The 21,613-nt window shown below is 47.8% G+C and carries 13 protein-coding genes; 8 read left to right on the plus strand and 5 right to left on the minus strand.

What is annotated here, in order from left to right:
• Positions 1 to 478: 478 nt before the first annotated feature.
• From EIM92_RS06760 to EIM92_RS06770, 3 genes are all read right to left on the minus strand, one after another.
• Entirely contained in the window at positions 479 to 1,792 is a 1,314-nt protein-coding gene (locus EIM92_RS06760; RefSeq protein WP_125082034.1) for a CynX/NimT family MFS transporter, read from the minus strand.
• A gap of 457 nt (positions 1,793 to 2,249) precedes the next feature.
• A complete protein-coding gene (locus tag EIM92_RS06765; RefSeq protein WP_125081064.1) occupies positions 2,250 to 3,608 on the minus strand; it encodes an IS4 family transposase in 1,359 nt (452 codons plus the stop codon).
• Between the two features lie 302 nt (positions 3,609 to 3,910).
• A complete protein-coding gene (locus tag EIM92_RS06770) occupies positions 3,911 to 5,482 on the minus strand; it encodes a VanW family protein (RefSeq protein ID WP_125082035.1) in 1,572 nt (523 codons plus the stop codon).
• A 222-nt stretch (positions 5,483 to 5,704) separates the two neighbouring features.
• On the opposite strand from EIM92_RS06770, the gene ftsE reads away from it, so the two are divergent.
• The 5 genes from ftsE (at position 5,705) to EIM92_RS06795 (ending at position 12,213) form a co-directional block, all read left to right on the plus strand.
• Positions 5,705 to 6,391 carry a cell division ATP-binding protein FtsE gene (gene ftsE, locus EIM92_RS06775; RefSeq protein WP_110931128.1) on the plus strand — a complete coding sequence of 229 codons (687 nt, stop codon included), beginning with the start codon at positions 5,705 to 5,707 and terminating at the stop codon, positions 6,389 to 6,391.
• A complete protein-coding gene (ftsX, locus tag EIM92_RS06780) occupies positions 6,381 to 7,295 on the plus strand; it encodes a permease-like cell division protein FtsX (RefSeq protein ID WP_125082036.1) in 915 nt (304 codons plus the stop codon). The genes ftsE and ftsX overlap by 11 nt, the downstream gene beginning before the upstream one ends.
• Positions 7,296 to 7,336: 41 nt before the next feature.
• The gene (locus EIM92_RS06785; protein ID WP_125085042.1) at positions 7,337 to 8,557 is read left to right on the plus strand and encodes a murein hydrolase activator EnvC family protein; all 1,221 of its coding nucleotides are present in this window, start codon (positions 7,337 to 7,339) and stop codon (positions 8,555 to 8,557) included.
• A 202-nt stretch (positions 8,558 to 8,759) separates the two neighbouring features.
• Entirely contained in the window at positions 8,760 to 10,205 is a 1,446-nt protein-coding gene (locus EIM92_RS06790) for a S41 family peptidase (RefSeq protein ID WP_125082037.1), read from the plus strand.
• A 628-nt stretch (positions 10,206 to 10,833) separates the two neighbouring features.
• On the plus strand, positions 10,834 to 12,213 hold the full coding sequence (locus EIM92_RS06795) for a PDZ domain-containing protein (RefSeq protein ID WP_125082038.1): 1,380 nt from the start codon (positions 10,834 to 10,836) through the stop codon (positions 12,211 to 12,213).
• A gap of 380 nt (positions 12,214 to 12,593) precedes the next feature.
• Here the strand turns inward: EIM92_RS06795 and EIM92_RS06800 are convergent, their stop codons facing one another.
• Together EIM92_RS06800 and EIM92_RS06805 are read right to left on the minus strand one after the other, a co-directional pair.
• Positions 12,594 to 13,457 carry a flagellar motor protein MotB gene (locus EIM92_RS06800; protein ID WP_125082039.1) on the minus strand — a complete coding sequence of 288 codons (864 nt, stop codon included), beginning with the start codon at positions 13,455 to 13,457 and terminating at the stop codon, positions 12,594 to 12,596.
• Positions 13,454 to 14,260: a flagellar motor protein gene (locus EIM92_RS06805; RefSeq protein ID WP_125082040.1), complete on the minus strand. Its 807-nt coding sequence runs from the start codon at positions 14,258 to 14,260 to the stop codon at positions 13,454 to 13,456. The genes EIM92_RS06800 and EIM92_RS06805 overlap by 4 nt, the downstream gene beginning before the upstream one ends.
• Before the next feature lie 269 nt (positions 14,261 to 14,529).
• Here EIM92_RS06805 and uvrB point away from each other — a divergent pair, with 269 nt between their 5' ends.
• The 3 genes from uvrB to EIM92_RS06820 all read left to right on the plus strand — a co-directional run bounded on the left by uvrB (position 14,530) and on the right by EIM92_RS06820 (position 21,582).
• A complete protein-coding gene (gene uvrB / locus EIM92_RS06810) occupies positions 14,530 to 16,524 on the plus strand; it encodes an excinuclease ABC subunit UvrB (RefSeq protein ID WP_125082041.1) in 1,995 nt (664 codons plus the stop codon).
• 35 nt (positions 16,525 to 16,559) lie between these two features.
• Complete coding sequence (uvrA, locus tag EIM92_RS06815; RefSeq protein WP_125082042.1) at positions 16,560 to 19,418, plus strand: excinuclease ABC subunit UvrA; 2,859 nt, start codon at positions 16,560 to 16,562, stop codon at positions 19,416 to 19,418.
• Positions 19,419 to 19,722: 304 nt separating this feature from the next.
• A complete protein-coding gene (locus EIM92_RS06820; protein ID WP_164515044.1) occupies positions 19,723 to 21,582 on the plus strand; it encodes a right-handed parallel beta-helix repeat-containing protein in 1,860 nt (619 codons plus the stop codon).
• Positions 21,583 to 21,613 lie beyond the last annotated feature (31 nt).

Below are 21,613 nucleotides of genomic sequence, written 5' to 3' on the forward strand. Positions count from 1 at the left end.
GCCGCTCATTGTGAATCTATATTATCCAGGAAATTTGGGGCACAAGCACCATAGATCGTTGTAACATTCTACGTGCTAGCCAATGTCTTTTTCAATAGTTCAACTTTTATAAATGGATTTATAGTAGTTAATTTCTGTGTTATAGGGAAAGCAAATATTTAAATGGATTTCATGTGGCTAAAAAAGGGAAATGGGCCAATCTTGGGCTAGAATCCTGATTTTAGATTCATAAAATCCATCTAATCCTCTGATAGCTTCATTTATAGCACTACTAGATACATGAAATCCATTTAATGTACCATGGCGAGGTGTCTTGGTACATGGCAACTTATCGTACACCAGAGCATGGTGAGGTGTTCTAGTGTACAGCATCTTAATGCAGCAGATAGTAAGGCATCCTAATATGAACAGCTTAGTACACGCAGGACGTTGGTAACCTCTCCCTCGCAGCTCATCCAGCATTCATACCGCCCATACCTTATTCTGGTCCGACATAACCTTTGCGTCCGGCAGCATATCCGAAGACTATCGTTAGTAAAGATAATCCGGTAATTGTTGCTAGCGGGACAGACCAATTTCCGCTCTGATCATGGATGAAGCCGAACAGAGTCGGTCCAACAGCGGCAAGTAAGTAGCCGAAAGACTGTGCCATTCCGGATAGTTCAGCTGCCTGATCAGCTGTTCGCGAACGCAGGGCGAAGAACAAGATGACAAGACTGAATGTCGTTCCGCAGCCGAGACCGATTGCTATTATGAATAAAGATGTCAAGGCTGAACTGCCGATCCAGATGCCTCCGAATCCGATGAGGAACAGAGCGGAGGAGACGGCAGCTAGTCCTTTTTGACTTTGCGTTCTGGAGGCGATAAGTGGCATCAGGAAAGATCCGGCCATACTTGCAACTTGCATCAGGGAGAGCATCCAGCCCGCTTTTGCAGGATTCAATCCCTGTTCTTGCAATATTTCCGGTAGCCAGGAAATGCCTACATAGAACATGATCGATTGGAAGCCCATGAAGATTGTTACCTGCCAGGCAATGGAAGATCTCCAGACGACTCCTGTTTTACGATAAGAACGTGCACCCTGTGATTTGTAGTTGTTACTGTTGCGGCGGAGCTGGGGAATCCATATTAAGGCGGCTACAGCTGACAAAATGGCCCAATAGACGAGCGCACCTCTCCACCCTGCACTGTGGGAAAGAGGGATGCTGATTCCGGAGGCAATGGCTGCCCACCCGTTCATGGACGAGGTGTATAAGCTGGTCATCAGGCCAATTCGATGCGGGAGGTCGCGTTTGATTAAGCCGGGGACCAACACATTGCAAACCGCGATCGCACTGCCGATTAAGGCGGTTCCGAAAAACAATGCAGGAATATTAGGCAGGGAACGTACAAGAATTCCCGCTGTCATAACGACCATGCAGTAGAGCAGTGTTCGCTCCATACCGAACCGCCATGCCAGTTTGGGAGCGGCGAGGGCGAAAATGGCAAAGGCGATGAGCGGCAGCGTGGTCAGCATGCCCGCAGCCGTATGTGATAGCCCTGTAGTGCTTTGGATTTCGCCAATAAGCGAGCCAACGCCAGTGAGTGGCGAACGCAGCGTTGCCGCAGTGAGCAGAATAGCTATAATCAGCAGTGCTGATGCGCCAAGTCTTTGCTTTGCAGGACGATTGTTGGCCTTCAAGGTTTTATTTGAATTATTGTCAAGATCATTACCCGTATTTCGGATAGAGGAAGAGAGTGGGGCAGCTTCAATTCCTGGTCGTTTTGATGTGTCGTTTTTTGATTCTTTCATCGCTGTACGTACTCCTCCTGATCCATGTCGCCTTACTTATGCAGTGGCTAAAGTGGCTTTACCTTAACATATGAATACTTTTTCAAGCAATAGTCAACCTAGGGGCATCGCTCAATTCCTACATACTACTTTCCACATATTCACTAGATAATATGAACTATTGAATGATGTAGGACAAGCATAATAGTGGCTTCTCCGATTGCTGTTCTCTTAGGCTTCTTGGGTGATACAGGTTCATAGAGTCAGAAATCCCAACTGGTCACCCTGGATGATATAGGTTCATAAAATCAGAAATTCGATCCGGTAAGATGCGGAAAACCAAGCTGTCACACTAAATGGAGTTCATGTATCTAATTACGCTTTAAATGAAGGTTGCAGGGGATTAGGTGGATTTGTTGCACCTAAAATCAAGGAACAACCCATAATTGGTTCTTTCCCTTCTTTTAATATCACGAACTCAACTTTCGCAGCTTGAAATCGGCAAATAAGCCTTGATGTAACTGGGCAAGCCAGCGATCCATTGCTGTAGTTGTGTTTGAATGAGTGTTGTGATCTTCTTACTGGCTTTCTTGGAGATATCTTCGATTAATTCAATCAGTTGTTTTAAGGCTACAGCCCAATCTAGCTGACCTACTTCATCACATAGCAAATAAAACAAGCCACCAAGCGTACGGTTGTCGGTACTTTGTCGGTGTTGCCACGCTAGCAAAATATACCGTGAAAAAACAATCGTGGTATGGCTGATAAGGAGATCATATGAGCGTCCTTGAAACTCTTTTTGTAGGCGCAGTAAGGATTTGGCACACTTAAAGAAGACTTCGATATCCCAGCGAATGCCGTATATCTGAATCATTTTTTCTTCCGAAATCGTTAGGTCGGTGCATAGAATGGCAAGCCATTCTTTCTTTTTTGAGCGGTGACGCACGAAAACCATCATGACTGGAATCCCTGGAGACAACTCGGTACGGATAGAGCGTAAGATTCCCTTGTTTTTTCCTTGAACAGGGATGGCTTCATAATAAAGTTCTTGCAAAGATAATCGGCGTTCGTCAACAAGATAACGCTTCTTATCCGCTTTGACCATGCCGATCACATCTAGGCCTCGATCAACGATGGCTTGGATTAATGGAGCATGTGTGAACCAACTATCCATTAGCACGTATGAAGCCTGCACACCAGCGGAAAGCGCACGATCAATCATCGATGGAATAATTTCAGGAGCAGGAAGCAAAGCTTCGACCCGACGCTTGTAGCCAGACGTTCTCTTGTCGATCCCTTGCATGATCCCATTTATTTGCGATTTCATCGAAGCTAGCAAGGAGAAGTCAACGGGAATAAACGTATGACCATCCGACCAGCCTAGCGTAAGCATCCGAAATCCTTTATAAAAGGAACCCGTTGCATGATCTTTAAATCGAGAAAGCAGTTCAACCTTCTTGCTACGATTGCGCTCAAACATGGAGTCGTCAACAACAAATGCAGACATGCGATCTTCACCTGTCAGTGGGCGAATTTTATCGATAGTGGAGGAACTAAGCAATGACAGAAATTTGCGCCATGCATAGCCGCTGTGATTCAGGAATCGATAGATCGCATCCTTCCCAGGAAACGTATCACCTTTCTCGCTTTCCAACAGGCGGAACCAGTTTTTGTGGTGAAACAAAAGGACAAAGACAAGCTGGAATAAAAACGAACAGGTATAACCAAATCTCTTTTTAAATCCAGCTGTTCTTAAATGTTGCAATACTTTCAGCTCTTTAAAAGCGGGTTTAATTTCATTTGGAAGTTGATTTTGTAATATGCTTTGCTCTATCATGTAGAGGACACCTCTTCTGTATGGTAGTGATTGATTCGACACTCTCACTTTACCAAATGAAGCGGTGTTTTTCTATTATTGCAACATCCATATTCTAATCAGGGTTTATCTAATCACATCAAGCAAGTAAGCCGATTTTCGCTCTGCGAAAGTTGAGTCACGAAATACATTTAATACTATTTCTTTTCTTTGGCGCAGAAACTAACGACTATAAATCCATTTATATAAGACGAACGAATATTCATAGGTGATTCCCCGTTATTACCCCCCAGTCCTTCTCTAAACTAAAAAGGGTTCTACATTCAGAAGTTAGGCCCGCTCACGCCGTCTTCCAGAATTACTTTGGGAACCTCGGTACCTGGAGATTGAGGAGACACTTTTTCCGGGGCATCGTTAGTTTTAGCTTTGTCACTGCCGCCATCACCTCTGTCGTCATTGCTGCGGTCAGAACCGTCTTCGTCGCCATAAATGGCTATGACGGTGGGCTGTGACGGGTAGGTGTCGCGGGATAGTAGGGTTTTATCTACTGGCCTGCCGGCGACTTTTTTAATGCGATACGATTCGACGACGAATCCGGGCTTGCCTTCAACAAGAATCTCCTGGCTTCCGGGTGAAAGAGTAGGATTAGTGACATATTTAATTGGCGCGGTGATTGTTTTAGTTGTAAATGATTCGACATCATATGTAATATCGTCAGGCCTATCACCAAACAGTTTCACGGTCAATTGATCATTCTTTATATCGGATTGAATGAGCAGGTGGCGGTCAGAGGAATTTTTGAAGCGGAAATTGATATAGCCTCTCGCGAATGTGGCGTCCAGTCCTTTGGGGACATAGCTGACGGGCAGCGTATGATTGCGTCTTTCCACAATGTCCAACCCAGCTAAAATAACGGCATTGTACAAGGTGCTGGATACCTGGCAGATACCCCCGCCGACTCCCGGGACGAGCTTGCCTCCAAATATGACAGGTGCTTCCCGGAAGCCGTACTTGTCCTCCGCAGCTTTAATAACTTGCTCATAATCAAACGTGTCTCCAGGAGCGAGTACCATGCCGTGTATCGTACGTGCCGCAGCCCCGACATTATGACGGCGTCCATCTCCGCTTCCTTGCAGATCGGTCGTGAATTGGGCAACTTTTCGCTTAATGCCTTCCCGCTGCAGGCTGTCCATCGTCACCTGAGGATGCATCGTATAGAGCGGCGCTTGGAGGACGAGACTCCTTCGTTCCTTGGCTTGAGGAGTTTGTCCGCTTGGCGTAGGGGCCTGTAATTTATACTGCTGCAGCAGTTCATTCTGCACTTCCTCCGGCAGCTCCTTGGGGCTGTGCTCCCAGACGAGCGCCTCGAACGTCTTCCAATCGATTCTCTGGACCGAATGGCCTGGCAGGTAGGTAATGATATCTTCGGCTGAAATGAGGCGCACGGCGTTGACCGGGCGGCCGAACTGGCTTTGCTCCCACGCGGGGGGGAACAGTTTGCGTAATATTTTTTCATCAAAAGTGATCCTTAGTTTCCAGGACTTGGGAAAGTGCCATCTGGCTTTTGCCCGTTCCCAGAGCGTTCCATGATGCAAACGAGCGAGTGCATCGTAAAGATGATTCGCATCGTACCGTACGCCTAACTGCTTCCATGTCGAATCGACCTCCGTTCGCTGCACCATAACGACAACTTTTTCCTCCTCCAGGGACCGGATCATCTCCTCGATTAAAGCTGTAGCTTCGTTCCCGTCCATTTCGCTAATATCAACTCCATTTATGGTAACGGCGGGCGGCACGCTATCTCGATTGGTATACAGATAGAGGGCTCCAAAGAAAATCGACCCCAGAAGCAGTGCGGAAGAAAGCAAAGTAGTTATCAGGTGTAATTTCTTCATGTGGTTCTCCTTTCAAAACTTAGGAAATATGGCGTACAGACATATATATGATGAAATTCTGGAAACTTTCAGTGGTTCAGGGTACTCAAGAGGTAACATATTTGTTACAATAAAAAACGGGCTGATGAATTAACTCAGCTTTTAAAGGAATTGGCTAGAAAGTGTCGAAATGAAATACAGGCAGCCTAGTGATGAAGGAATCAAGGTTTAGGACGTGATGAATTGATAGAAATGCAAGATGTTTGGAAGACCTATCCGAACGGAACTCATGCCCTTCGCGGTGTTTCGGTTCAGATTGACCGCAATGAATTCGTATATGTCGTCGGGCCCTCGGGAGCAGGGAAATCGACGTTCATGAAGCTTATATATCGAGAAGAAGTACCGACCAAAGGACAAATTTCAGTAAACGGCTTTAATATCGGCAGGCTGAAGCCGCGGAAGATACCTTATGTGCGCCGCAATATCGGCGTGATTTTCCAGGATTTCCGGCTGCTGCCGAAGCTGACGGCCTATGAAAATGTGGCCTTTGCACTAGAAGTCATCGAGGCGCCTAAGAAAGTGATCAAGAAGCGCGTGATGGAAGTATTGGATCTGGTGGGCCTTAAGAATAAGGCAAATCGCGATCCGTCGCAGTTGTCGGGAGGAGAGCAGCAGCGCGTGGCCATCGCCCGGGCGATTGTTAACAACCCGTCGGTCATCATTGCGGATGAGCCGACTGGGAACCTTGACCCTGAGACCTCTTGGGGCATTATGCAGCTGCTGGACGAGATTAATTTCAGGGGAACAACGATTGTCATGGCTACTCACAATAAAGACATTGTAAACAGTATGCGTAAACGAGTTATCGCCATCGAGCATGGCCACATTGTTCGGGATGAACAGAGAGGGGAATATGGTTATGATTTTTAGCACCCTCTTGAGACATCTGCGCGAAGGCTCGAAGAATGTTTTTCGGAACGGCTGGATGTCGGTGGCTTCCATTACGTCCATCATTGTGTCCTTGTTCATATTAGGTGTATTTATTCTGCTGGTGCTTAATGTAAATTCGTTCGCAGATGACGCGGACAGCATGGTGCAAATTAAGACGTACCTTAACTCCAATGTCGACGATAGTATGCGGGAGAAGCTGCATAACGACATCGCGGCGATGGAGGAGGTCAGCAAAGTTACCTTCATCCCTAAAGCAGAAGGACTTAAAGATTTTCGCGAACAGCTCGGGGAAGAAGGCAAGGATTTGCTCGAAGGGTACGATGAGACGACGAATCCGATTCCGGATACGCTGCAGATCGAGGTCGTTGAACCAACTACGGTTCCATTCGTCGCCTCGAAGATTGAGCAGCTCAACACTAAATATCCGGATGAACCGATATATAAAGTAAGATACGGGCAGGGAACGACAGAGAAGCTGTTCAAGATTACCCGTGCCGTTCGTAACATCGGCTTTGCCTTTGTGGCCGGTCTTGGATTAATGGCGATGTTCCTGATTTCGAATACGATCCGCGTAACGATATTAGCCCGTCGCCGGGAAATTGGCATTATGAAGCTGGTAGGTGCGACGAATATGTTTATTCGTTGGCCGTTTTTTGTAGAAGGTGCACTAATCGGGCTTATTGGTTCAGCAATTACGGTTGGTATTCTGTTTTTCGGGTACAACCAGCTGGTGTTTTCTGTGAAAGAGGATATTACCCTGGCCTTCCATTTAGTTCCGCTTCAAGAGGTTGGCATCCAACTGTCCGTGCTTTTGGTTGGACTGGGTCTGCTTATCGGAATATGGGGAAGTACAGTTTCCATACGTAGATTTCTTAAAGTGTAGTTGTAAGGGAGAACAAAATGAAGAAGGACGGGGAAGCGAAGTTGAAAAAGTGGATATCCATTGTTGTCGTAATCACTTTAGCCGTTATAATCTTCCAACCTGATAATGGCTACGCTAAAAGTAAAACAATCAGTCAAATTGATAAAGAATTGAAGCAGTTGCAGGAGCAGGCTAAGCAAGCGAAGAAGCAGCAGGAGAAAGCCGCTCAGCAAAAGCAGGAAGCCCAGCATTACGTCAACAAGAATACAAATTATCTCAATGAAGTTCTAAGGCAGATGGATGTCGTGAGCAACGAGCTCGCCAAAATTTCCATGCAAATTCATGATACAGAGGAAAGTCTCAGAAATACAGCTTTAAAGCTGAGCGAGACGGAGGCGCGAATTGAAGAGCGCTCTGGTTTATTGGATTCCCGCGTACGCTTAATGTATACCGACGGGGCTGTATCGTATTTGGATGTGCTGCTGTCGTCGACCAGTTTTACGGATTTTCTCGAGCGGGCGGACTCCTTGCAAGCAATCGCGAATCAGGATCAATTGCTGCTTAAGGAGCATAAAGAGGACAAGCTCTTGATTGAAGAGCAGAAGGCTCAATTGGAGCAGGATTATGCCAAAGTAAAGCAACTGTATGCAGATGCCGAGGCGCGTAAGAGCGAACTGGAGCAGAAGGAGATCGAGAAGCAGCAGTTGATTGCCAAATACCATGCCGAGATCGAGGAGTCGGATGATATTAGCGAGGAGCAGGAGCAGCTTCTTATTGAGCTGGCGACGAAGCGGGCGGCATTGGAGAAAGAGAAGAATAAGCTAAAGGCTGCGCAAGTGTATACTTATAAGAAGAAATCATCATCCGGCTCGGGCGGATTTAAAGGGAATGGCGGCTCAATGGCGCTTCCGGTCAGTGGAGCTCGCTTATCTTCGAATTATGGAACACGGGTTCATCCGATTAGCGGTAAGGTGAAGAAGCATACAGGCATTGACTTAGCGGCTCCACAGGGTACGGACATCAAGGCGGCTGAAGGTGGCGTGGTCATCGTTGCCGAGTGGTGGAGCGGTTACGGTAACACGGTTATTATCGACCATGGTGATAACGTATGGACGCTGTATGCACATATTCGCAACGGTGGAATCAAGGTTGAGAAAGGCGATCAGGTCAAGCGTGGACAGAAAATTGCTGAAGTGGGCAGCACAGGAAATTCGACAGGCCCGCACTTGCATTTTGAAGTTCGGATTAACGGTAGCCCGGTAGACCCATCCCCTTATTTGTAGTAGATTCAATGGACTTTTTCATCTGGCACTTATAAAATAGAATTATGCGATATTAAAACGGATACCGTCCAAGCAGGATGAATATCCGTTTTTCCTTCTTTACTCGCTGTATATATTCCGTACAAGCTGAACATATACTATGATGGTTATAAAAGGTGGGCTTCGAGTCGGCCGAATTACACAGAGGCGGTGAAATTCATTCATGTTCAAGGGACGCACAGTTACTCTACTCGTTTTGGTTGCTATGGTGGTTAGTAGTCTACTCACCGTGACTTTGTCGAGCCAATGGAGCTTAGCTGGTTCGGGACAGTTGTCGAGCGGCTTATTCGCAGATATCGGTGGACAATCGAAGAACGATATGAAGAAAATCGAGACTGCGTTGGATCTGATAACTAAAAACTATGTAGAAAAAGTGGAGCGCAGCAAGCTTGTAGACGGGGCTATCAATGGAATGATGAATGCGCTGGAAGATCCATTCTCTTCTTACATGGCAGGGGCGACAGCCCAGCAATTTTCGGAGCAAATCGAGGGATCCTTTACGGGAATCGGTGCAGAGGTATCGATGGAGAACGGCAATGTGGTCGTTGTTTCGCCGATCAAGGGATCTCCAGCGGAGAAGGCTGGAATTAAGCCGAAGGATATTTTATTGTCTGTGAATGGACATTCGTTTGAGGGGCTGACATTGAATGAGGCTGTGACCAAAATCCGCGGCCCCAAAGGGACGGAAGCGAAAATAAAGGTGAAACGCTCCGGTGCTGCAGAAGCCTTGGAATTTACGATTGTCCGGGATGATATTGCCCTAGAAACGGTTAATGCACGCATGGAGGATGACAAGATCGGCTTGATCGAAATTACGGAGTTCTCGATGAACACGGCGAGCCGCTTCAAGAAAGAACTGGAGATGCTGGAGAGCCAAGGGATGAAGGGTCTCGTGATCGATGTACGGAATAATCCGGGCGGCGTACTGCCAATCGTGATTGAAATGTCAGAGATGTTCGTGCCCAAAGGCAAGGGAATCGTCCAGGTTGAGGATAAGAACGGTCGCCGCGAGGCTACGCTCTCAGAAGGCTCCGGCAAATCGTATCCGATTGTCGTCGTCACGAATAAAGGCAGCGCTAGTGCCTCGGAGATCCTTGCCGGCGCATTGCAGGAATCCGCGGGGGCGAAACTGGTCGGTGAGCCGACCTATGGCAAGGGAACCGTGCAATCAAGCTACTCCCAGGAGATGGGGGATGGCAGCATGCTGAAAATTACGATCGCCAAGTGGCTGACGCCAAAAGGGGAGTGGATTCATCAGAAAGGGATCCAGCCGGACGTTAACGTATCGCAGCCCGATTATTTCTCGGTAGCCCCTATTAATAAGGAAAAAACCTATAAATACGATATGCTCGGTGAAGATGTGAAGAGCGCACAGATTATGCTTAAGGGGCTGGGTTTTGATCCGGGCAGGGCAGATGGTTATTTTGATAAAAATACAGAGCGTGCGCTGAAAAAATTCCAGAGCGCTCATGAGCTCGAAGCAAACGGGGTACTTGAAGCAAAGACCGCAGAAAAGTTGGAGAGCAAGCTAATTGAGCTCATCCGCGACCCGAAGAATGATGCACAATTGAACCGTGCCCTGGAGGAAATCCGGAAGGAATTATCCTAAAGGGCGTCGAATCCATTAAGAGGGCTGATCTCAGCCTTCTTTTTTTCTTAAAATGATTGTTGACTGAACCGTTATAGATGGCTGGAGGGGCGTTATGGAGCCTGCTGGCGGAACGGCCAGATGGTAGGTTGTATGCTGCCTATTGGCGGCAGGGCCGAATGGTGGGCTTTGTGCTGCTTGTTAGTGGAACGGCCAGATGGTGAGGAGGGTATCCTGTCTACTGGCAAACGTTAGTATGTTTGTCGAAGCAACCGCTTTGATGATGCTGGTGAAGTTTGTTGTAATGTTTGCTGGCGAGATCACTTCGTAGGCGTTATGTGGCGTTATGTAATAAGTAATAATTGGATTTGTGGCATTTAAAATGTGCAATTGAACACCCAACGAATAATTAGCTGGATTTCCAGTACTTAAAATGAGACTCAATAGGAAAGTTAGGCGAAAAATGTACTTTAAATACTAGGAATACAGCTATTTTTCCTGAACAGCATAAATAGATGAAATAGATACAAGTTATCCAACTAAATCAAATACCACTAAATCAAAATAGCAGCGTGAATGATAAACACCGATTGTAAAACGATTTTACAACGGATGTACTTTTTTACAAGGATAGGAGCGTGAACACCTCTTGGATACAGTGCTTGAAGTTCTGTGGATGCTGGCTGAGGCGGGATGGCAGCTTCTCCTGCAGCCGTTCTATTATATTTCAATTATATTGATTATGCTCATTTATAGACGGCAGGTGCTGCTGGAGCGTAAGTTGTTTCATGTGAAATTGCACAGCTGGGGCGCTCAGGCTTGGCGCACGGTCCTTGGGGGGCTTGTGGCAGGAGTCGGCGTATCGCTCGTTTCACTGTTCCTCGGTATGACCTTAAGCGTTGAAGGCATGATCTGCATCTGGGCTGTCACATTGTTGCTGCTGTTGTTTCGCGTTCGTTATTTATGTTTGGCATATGCAGTCGGGCTGCTAGGTATAGCTCAGTTTATAATTAATATGATTCCGGGGCTGCAGGTCGGCAGCTGGCTTGGTGAGGTTGTGCGCGTTGTCCGTGAGTTGAATATTCCTGCGCTTTTATGCCTGGTGGCCGTAGTGCATGTCGCTGAGGGATTGTTGGTGCGCTGGCAAGGGGCCTCTTTTGCCGGGCCTCTCTTCTTCGAAGGTAAGCGGGGCAAGTCGGTTGGTGGTTACCAACTGCAAAGCTTATGGCCGGTTCCCTTGTTCCTGCTCATTCCGGCACAGACTACAGGGGCTGTGTTGCCATGGACTCCACTGTTTGGCGGGGATGCCTGGCTGGGAGGGTTCCAGTTGATCGCATTCCCGATTGTCATTGGCTTTACGGAGATGACGGTTGGGCTATTGCCTCAGGCTAAAGCTCGGGTATCTTCCGGCCGACTGGTTGCCTATGGCATCGTTATGCTCGTTTTGGCGCTTCTTAGTTCATGGTGGAGTCCGCTAACGGTGGTTGCTGCATTGGCGGGAATTATTTTGCATGAAGGATTGATTTGGCTAAGCCGTTTTGAGGAACAAAACCGCAGTCCACTGTTCGTCAATCCTGTGGATGGGGTTAAGGTGCTGGCTGTGTTGCCGGGAAGTCCGGCGGAAGAGCTTGGAATTCAAGCAGGCGAGACGATAATCAAGGTGAACGGCACTCCCGTGGCTACCAAGGAAGAGCTTCACGCCGGGCTGCGCATGAATCCTGCCTTCTGTAAGCTGGAGGTACGGAACTTGGCAGGGGAGAGTAAATTTCTGCAGCGTGCCATCTACGCAGGAGAGCACCATCAGCTCGGAGCAATTTTGGCACCGGATGACCGGGCGCCAGTCGCTGTGAGGATGCGGCCGATCTCGCTCATCCATCTGCTCCGTCCAAGACGCGAGGGCGATCCGGTGAATAGTAGTTCTCGCCGTTCTGCAAGAGAGCGTAATGGACGCAAGGGGAAGAATTCGGAGGACAAGCGCCTATCCACTTCGCAGGGAGATGTGCAGGCAGAGACAGATGCGGATGCTTAAGCGAGAAGGCGCCTTAGATTACGTTTGAAGAGCACGCTGGCGGGGCGAACGATCTAGCGCCTTTAGGAATGATTAGGGATTAGGGTGGATTAGGGTAAGATTGTGATGGAAGGCAGATGGCGGATCTTTCGTTCGGAGTAGATTTAAAGCGGATTTGAAGTAGATTTGGAGCAGATTTGGAGATTGATTGCAAAGTGCAGGCAAGAGAAGGGGGTCTCTGGCAGCTCTTTTTTCTGTCTTAGTCTTTTTAATGATGGGTTATCATCCTTATAGTAGAAATGTCCAAAAAAATCGCACTGCGTGATCATTGAATCGCGCAGTGCGTGGGCAGGGCAGCATATTCAAATATTAGAGCAAGGTTCCCCATTCATTCCTACCAGCTATTGCTGCAGCTGGCGAAGTACGGTGATCTCCACGCGCCGGTTTTTCTGGCGCCCGGCTTCGGTGGAGTTGTCTCCGTCGGGACGAGTGTCTGCATATCCGGCATACTGAAAACCTTTCGGGTCGAGTTTCTCGGTGTCGACGAAGTAGCGCAAAACCGACAGGGCTCTGGCGCCGGAAAGTTCCCAGTTATCTTTGTATCTCGAAGCGTGGACGATGGGCAAATTATCCGTATGTCCTTCGATGCTAATAATAGTGTCCAGATTGCTGAATAGGCTGGCGAGCTTGGACAGTGTCTTGGCGGAGCCTTCTTTCAGCTCAGCCTTGCCGACATCGAATAGAAAACGGTCGCTTAAGGTAATTGAAATACCTTTGGGCAGATCGGCAACCGTGATTTGATCCTCAAGCTCATTGTCTTTAATGTAGGCTTCAATTACCTTCATCAAGTTAATAAGCTCTTCCTCCTGTTTACGGAAAGCCAGCTCACGCTCAGTCAACGGCCCCTGTGATGATGTTCCTAGCTCAGGGTCGCTGCCCTGGTTCTGATTCGGGCCCTGGGCCTCTTTGCCATGGCTCCCCTCCTGATGGGTTCCTTGTTCGCCAGAAGAAGGAGGGTTGCGATGGGTGTAGCGATCGGCAGAGCCCAGCACTCCGCTGCCATTCTCCAGAATGGAATCCCCGCTCTTGAACGTTTGCTGCAGTGATTCGGTGACGACTTCATATTTTTCAATATCGAGACGACTCATAGCATACATGATGACAAAGAAAATGAGCAGCAGCGTGATCAGGTCGGCATAGGTAATCAGCCAGCGATCCTTGGTCTCGGCTCCTTCTCTCCTGCGTTGTCTGTTGCGCTGTCTCATAGGTCTTTCTCCATAAACGATGCCGCAGCTGAATTTGAGGACGAAGGCGCTTCTAAATGAATATCCTTGATAAAGGATTCCATCTTCCGCCGGACAAGCAATGGATGATCTCCATTTTGAATCGATAACACACCCTCTAGAATCATCTCCATGCGGCTGATATCATCTTCTCCACGAGCTTTAATTTTGGACGCAATTGGTAAAAAGATAAGGTTTGCGCTCGCGACCCCATAAAGCGTGGCTGTAAAAGCCAATGCGATTGAAGGGCCTAACGCCGTGGGCTCCGTCAGACTGCCCAGCACGTGAATAAGTCCCATTACTGTACCGATGATTCCCATTGTTGGTGCATATCCGCCAGCCGATTCGAATATTTTCGCATAGTTATCATACTTTTGTTGGGTAGCATCCATCTCATACTCCATGATTTGCTTGATCATATCCTGCTCGGTACCGTCTACGACAAGCTGGACGCCTTCGCGTAAATAAATATCGGAATGATCGATAATTTTATTCTCAAGGGAGAGGACGCCTTCGCGCCTCGCCATGGTGGACATATTGACAATATCCTCTATTAATTGCTCTGTGTTTGCGTCCGTGGCTGTGAAGGCAAGCTTCAAGGCTCGGGGAATCGTCTTTAATCTGCGCAGGGGGAAGCTGATCATGACCGCAGCAAAGGTGCCGCCAAAAACGATCAATGCAGCCGTAAGCTGCATAAGACCTGTGATTTCTCCTCCATCCCATAAAAATCCGCCAATCAAAGCGGCCAGTCCGATAATAATACCAATAATCGTTGCGATATCCATAGATTGTTACAGCTCCTATCCTGTACTTACCGATTGCATCCCTAGGATGAAAAAGGTATAATAACATGGGAACACTTATTCCTATTTTGCGTAAATGTGGAATATAGGTTCAGACCATTCGGTTTGACTAAATGTTGCAAGTGGATTCGTTTCTTTTAAGAATATAGATATAGGTTAATATAGTAAGGAGGCCAAGTCCTCCTTTTGCTAATATAAAGTTATTTCATTCCCTAGTATTTCATTTTAGACGATAAGGGTGATGTTGGACAATGAGTGATATTGTCTTTAGCAACAATAATTTTGAAATTGTCTCTGAATTCTCTCCCCAGGGCGATCAGCCTTCGGCGATCGACGAGCTTGTAGAGGGCGTCCGTCAAGGCAAGAGACACCAGACATTGCTCGGTGCGACGGGCACGGGGAAGACGTTTACGATTGCTCAGACGATCGCCAGACTCGGTCGTCCAACGCTCGTTATCGCGCATAATAAGACGCTGGCCGCCCAGCTTGCGAGCGAGTTCAAAGAATTTTTTCCGAACAACTCCGTAGATTACTTCGTCAGCTATTACGACTACTATCAGCCGGAAGCTTACATTCCATCCTCCGATACTTACATTGAGAAAGATTCCAGTATTAACGAAGAAATTGACAAGCTTCGACATTCCGCGACGAGTTCGCTGTTTGAGCGGCGCGATGTTATTATCGTAGCTAGCGTATCCTGCATTTACGGTCTCGGTTCTCCGACGGAATATCGAGATCTGGTGTTGTCGTTGCGGGTTGGCATGGAGCGGCCGCGCAATCAGATCTTGAGTCGTCTTGTGGATATCCAGTATCAGCGAAACGATATTAATTTCGTGCGCGGAACGTTTCGCGTACGCGGGGACGTGTTGGAGATATTTCCGGCGTCTAAAGGAGAGCAGGCGGTACGGATTGAATTTTTCGGCGATGAGATTGAGCGGATTACGGAGATTGATGTTCTGACTGGAGAATTGGTTGGCGAGCGCGATCATATAGCTATTTTCCCGGCTTCTCACTTCGTAACCCAGGAAGAAACGATGCGGATTGCGATTAAGAATATCGAGCGAGAGCTGGAGGAGCAGCTCGAGCTGTTCCGGTCACAGGGCAAGCTGCTGGAAGCTCAGCGGCTGGAGCAGCGCACGCGGTATGATATCGAAATGATGAAGGAAGTCGGATTCTGTTCGGGGATTGAGAACTACTCCGGGCCGCTAACCTTTAGGGAGCGAGGGGCGACGCCATATACGCTGCTGGACTATTTTCCGGATGATTTGCTCATTGTGATAGATGAGTCTCATGTTACCCTGCCGCAAATAAGGGCGATGTACAATGGTGACCAGGCGCGGAAAACGGTGCTAGTCGAGCACGGCTTCCGGCTGCCGTCGGCGTTGGATAACCGTCCGTTGAAGTTTGAGGAATTCGAAGCGAAGGCGAAACAACTGATTTACGTATCTGCTACGCCTGGTCCTTACGAGATTGAACATACGGAGAAAATGGTGGAGCAGATCATTCGGCCGACAGGACTCTTGGATCCGATCATTGAGGTGCGCCCGACGAAGGGACAGATTGATGATTTAATCGCTGAAATCCATGATCGTATTGAGAAAGATGAACGGGTGCTTGTCACGACATTGACAAAGAAAATGGCCGAGGATTTGACCGATTATCTGAAGGAGATCGGCATTAAGGTGCGCTATTTGCACTCCGACATCAAGACGCTGGAGCGGATGAGCATCCTTCGGGATTTACGGCTTGGTACCTTCCATGTGCTCGTTGGTATCAATCTGTTGCGGGAAGGTCTTGACTTACCAGAAGTGTCGCTTGTGGCGATACTGGATGCGGATAAGGAAGGCTTCCTGCGCTCGGAGCGTTCCTTGATTCAGACGATAGGCCGGGCTGCCCGGAACTCCGAGGGCCGCGTGCTCATGTATGGCGATCAGATTACGGAGTCCATGGATAAAGCGATTAAGGAAACGGAGCGTCGCCGTGCACTCCAGATTGCCTATAACGAGAAGCATGGAATTACGCCGCAGACGATCCGCAAAAAGGTTCGCGACGTAATCGAGGCTACCCGAGTGGCTGAGAGCAAGAGCGAATACTTGGTTGAGGTCGGCAAGGGCAAAATGTCGAAGCGTGATCGTCAGGCGATGATTGGACGTCTGGAGGCAGAAATGAAGGAAGCGGCCAAGAATCTGCAATTCGAACGTGCTGCAGAGCTGCGTGATGCTATTCTGGAGCTCAAAGCAGAGTAATTTATTCTAAGGTAATACCAAGGAGATGAAATCTGTTGGCCATTGAGAATATTGTCATAAAAGGCGCAAGAGCGCACAATTTAAAAAATATAGATATTACAATTCCGCGTGACAAGTTTGTTGTATTGACCGGACTCAGCGGTTCAGGAAAATCCTCTCTGGCATTCGATACGATTTACGCAGAAGGGCAGCGCCGTTACGTAGAATCGCTGTCCGCCTATGCGCGTCAGTTTCTAGGTCAAATGGAGAAGCCGGATGTAGATTCCATTGAGGGCTTGTCTCCGGCGATTTCGATTGACCAGAAGACGACGAGCCGGAACCCTCGTTCCACGGTAGGTACCGTAACGGAAATCTATGACTATTTACGTCTATTGTTTGCAAGGATCGGACATCCTCACTGTCCGGAGCACGGCATCGAGATTACTTCGCAAACCGTGGAGCAAATGGTAGATCGAATTATGCAATATCCGGAGAGGACGAGACTGCAAATCCTATCGCCTGTTATTTCAGGCAAGAAGGGCGAACACAAGAGCTTGTTTGCTGAAATTGCGAAGCAGGGCTTTGTTCGGGTGCGGGTCGACGGAGAACAGCGTGATCTTTCCGAGAATATCGAGCTGGAGAAGAATAAGAAGCACTCCATCGAAGTGATTGTAGATCGGATTATTATTAAAGAAGACGTTAGAAGCCGGCTAGCTGATTCCATCGAAACGGCTCTGAAGATGTCCGGGGGACAGCTGCTCGTCGATATTATCGGTCAGGAGGAGTTGCGTTTTAGTTCAAATTATGCTTGCCCGATCTGCGGCTTCAGCCTCGAGGAGCTATCTCCGCGGATGTTCTCCTTTAACAGTCCATTTGGCGCTTGTCCGGATTGCGACGGGCTTGGCGCAAAAATGATTATTGACCCGGAACTGCTCATCCCGAATCCGAATAAGACCATCCAAGAGGGCGCGTTTGAAGCCTGGGCGGGAAGCACGTCCAACTATTACCCGCAATTTTTGAAATCGGTATGTGAGCATTATGATATTCCGCAAGACGTACCGGTCAGCGAACTGACGAAGGAGCAAATGGATACGCTTCTGTATGGAACAGGCGATACCAAAATTCGTTTCCATTATCAGAATGATTTTGGTATGAGTAAGGATGCTTACGTGACGTTCGAAGGAGTTGTGCGCAATTTAGAGCGGCGCTACCGGGACACGGCCTCCGAAGGCATTCGTGAGTTTATTGAAGCATTTATGGGCTCCAAGCCATGCGATTCATGTAAGGGGCACCGCCTGAAGAAAGAAGTGCTGGCCGTGACGATCAATGATCAGAACATGGCTTATGTGACCAATCTTTCGATTGGAGAGGCAGTGGAGTTCTTCAATGGTTTAAGCTTGAGTGAGAAAGAGACAGCCATTGCTCATATGATACTGAAGGAAATTAACAGCCGTCTAGGGTTCCTTGTTAATGTCGGTCTAGACTATTTAACTCTGAGCCGTGCAGCCGGGACACTATCCGGGGGCGAGGCGCAGCGCATCAGGCTGGCTACGCAGATCGGATCTAGTCTTATGGGTGTGCTCTATATTTTGGACGAGCCAAGCATTGGACTGCACCAGAGAGACAACGATCGGTTGATATCTACACTTGCCCATATGCGTGATCTCGGTAATACGCTCATCGTTGTTGAGCATGATGAGGATACGATGATGGCTGCTGATTATATTATCGATATCGGTCCTGGTGCCGGCATGCATGGCGGGCAGGTCGTTGCACAAGGGACGCCTAAGGAAATTATGGAAAACCCGAACTCGTTGACAGGGCAATATCTGGGCGGTAAGAAGTTCATTCCGGTGAATCTGGAACGGCGCAAACCAAATGGTCGCTGGCTTGAGATCAAGGGGGCTAAGGAGAATAACCTGAAGAATATTAACGTGAAGTTTCCGATTGGCGTATTTACTGCTGTTACGGGAGTATCGGGCTCAGGTAAATCTACGCTCGTTAATGAAATTTTATATAAAACCTTAGCTCGTGATTTGAACCGGGCCAGGGTGCGCCCTGGGCAATATCGGGAGATTAAGGGTCTGGAGCATGTCGATAAGGTCGTTGATATCGACCAATCCCCAATTGGTCGTACGCCACGCTCGAACCCAGCTACTTATACGGGGGTATTCGATGATATCCGCGACCTCTTCTCCCAGACCTCGGAAGCGAAGGTTCGCGGCTATAAGAAGGGACGCTTTAGCTTTAACATCAAGGGAGGACGCTGCGAAGCATGTCGCGGCGACGGGATCATCCGGATTGAGATGCACTTCCTGCCGGATGTTTATGTGCCTTGTGAGGTGTGCAAGGGACAAAGATACAATCGCGAGACGCTTGAAGTGAAATACAAGAGCAAGAGCATCGCCGATGTGCTGGAGATGACAGTAGAAGTGGCGACGGACTTTTTCCAGAACATCCCGAAAATTCATCGCAAGCTGCAAACTCTGCTGGATGTCGGGCTAGGCTATGTAAAATTGGGACAGCCTGCTACTACGTTATCTGGTGGTGAAGCACAGCGGGTGAAGCTCGCTTCTGAGCTGTATCGCCGCAGCACAGGCAAGACCATCTACATTCTGGACGAGCCGACGACAGGGCTGCATGTCGATGATATCGACCGATTGCTTAAGGTGCTCCACCGATTGGTGGATTCCGGGGAAACGGTGCTCGTGATCGAGCATAATCTGGACGTCATCAAGACCGCTGATTACCTTATTGATCTCGGACCTGAAGGGGGAAGTGGAGGCGGAACGATTATCGGCACAGGTACGCCGGAGGAGATTGCTAACAATGAGAAATCTTATACTGGGCGCTACTTGAAGCCTGTTTTGGAACGTGATACAGAGCGGACTCGGGGGCTGCAGCTTCAGGATTAGTACGTATCTAAAGTTGAAGAGGGGCTGTTCAGAGAGTCCCCTTTCGAGTAAATTAAACCAAAACGAAAAGCCCAAGAATGTTGATTTTATAGCATTCTTGGGCTTTTTCCGTCCAAGGAACTGTGCAAAAATCAACCTTTCAAACATCCCTCTTGTGTAAATGATTCATTTAAGTGGTTCTGTCCGGTAAATGCCCTGAATTTATCCATTTGCTGGGTGATCTCCATGTTATTCTTGAAACATGCAAATTCAGACAAGGCATCTGCATATAGAAAAGATGATAAAAAAAGGAGAAAAACCCAGTATGAAAAACTATCAAGAAATGAAGCAATACTCGGAGCGGAAAGCTAATTTTACTAAAAAGGTAGAAACGGGGGGAAATACGGTATGTTATGTGCTTGATCCCATGGAATGGGGCATCCAGACAAACGGCACCGAAGCGATAAAGACGACAGAAGGCTTAAATGCGGCGCTTGCTTATGCGAAAAATGCTGGCTACCCTGAGGTATTTATCCCGAAGGGAATTTACCTGATCCATGGCGTTGGCAAAAACGAATTTGCTCCGGAGAGAGAGGCGGGTGTCAAAGTTCCTTCCCACATGAAGCTTACACTGGATCATGAGGCTGAATTGAAGGTAGAGCCAAACAGTTCAAAAGGCTATTCCTGTATTTACCTTCGCGAAGTAGAAAACGTATCTATTTCAGGGGGAATTCTTACTGGCGACCTCGATGAACATGTTTTAAGCACAAATCCTGAAGAGACGCATGAATGGGGATTTGGAATTTACCTTCATGGCAGCAGAAACGTTTCAATCGAGAATATGAAAATTAGAAAATTTACCGGGGACTGCATTTTCCTAGGTTCAGTAGGTGTGCTGGGCATTGATCCAGACTATGCAGAACCGGAAAAAGTAACGATTCGGAATTGCTCGCTGGATGGAGCACGGCGAAACAACATCTCGATTACGGCTGGTGAGCATATTTTAGTAGAAAATAATGAAATTACGAATGCAGGCACGGTAGAGGGCACCATGCCGAAAGCTGGCATTGATATTGAAGGATATGGCGAGGGGGATATCGATTATGAAGTCCCACGCAACATCGTCGTGAGAGGGAACTTCTTCCGTGGTAATTTCAGATCGTCCATTCTAAATTTCAACGGTTATGAGGTGGTAATTGAAGGCAATCACTCGGATAATACGATTTCATATGGCAATGGAACGGATACGGTAATTAGTGGGAATGTGCTGGTGAGGACAGATGGGACACTTACGGCAATTGCTGGACAACAGGTGTCGCAAGGATTCGATGGTAACAATGTAACGATTGTCGGAAATATTATTAAAGGCTTCGGGAGCGGTATCGATGCCCGCGGAAAGGACGTGGTTGTGACAGGCAACACGATCTCTCATCTGGGCGATACAAGCGGCGTGGGCATTAATGTTTGGGCGGCGGAGAATTCATTGGTTGCAAATAATTCGGTTCATCGTAGTCAAGGGCTAGCTTACAGAGTGGATAGCAGTAAGGATGTACAGCTCTTGAACAACAAGGCATTCCAGTTGGGGCGATACGCTGTAGAAGTGGATAAGTCCACAGAGGTTATTTTGCGAGGTAACATATTTAATCAGTGTAAGGGCGGTATTCAAATAACGAACTTTGGAAAAAAGGATAACGATACGCAGGTTTTGGCAGAAGGCAATCATATTGATTTTACTGGATATACGGGACAGCCTGCATATGCGATCAGCTTTGATAAATATAGTGATGTCGAGCTTAAATCAAACTATATCAAAGGTGCGCGCAATGTCGTTATTTATGGGGGGAGTATGGCTGGGAGAGTTGTTAAAGTTGCGGATAATGAAATTACCGCCAGCATCACTGCGACTGCGGCGATTCAAATCGAGGGCGGCCAGTTTGGCGAGATTGTTGGTAACCGCATTACCTTCAATCGAATGGCAACCGGAGGTTACGGTATCATCTTGAAGAACAGCGAGGATGTGATCATTGCCCAAAACTCGATTTACTCAAACACGGGTCATGCGTTATCCGGTTCGATTGTGACGGAGCACTCTAAAGCTACAAAAGTGTTAAATAATTTAGCGGTTAAAGGGAGTATGAAATTGAACGCGGATACGGATACGGATCGTGGCAACATGGTTGTTTGAGTTTGATTAATTGACAATTACAATAAAGTCA

It is taken from the genome of Paenibacillus lentus, assembly GCF_003931855.1.
Classification (GTDB): domain Bacteria; phylum Bacillota; class Bacilli; order Paenibacillales; family Paenibacillaceae; genus Fontibacillus; species Fontibacillus lentus.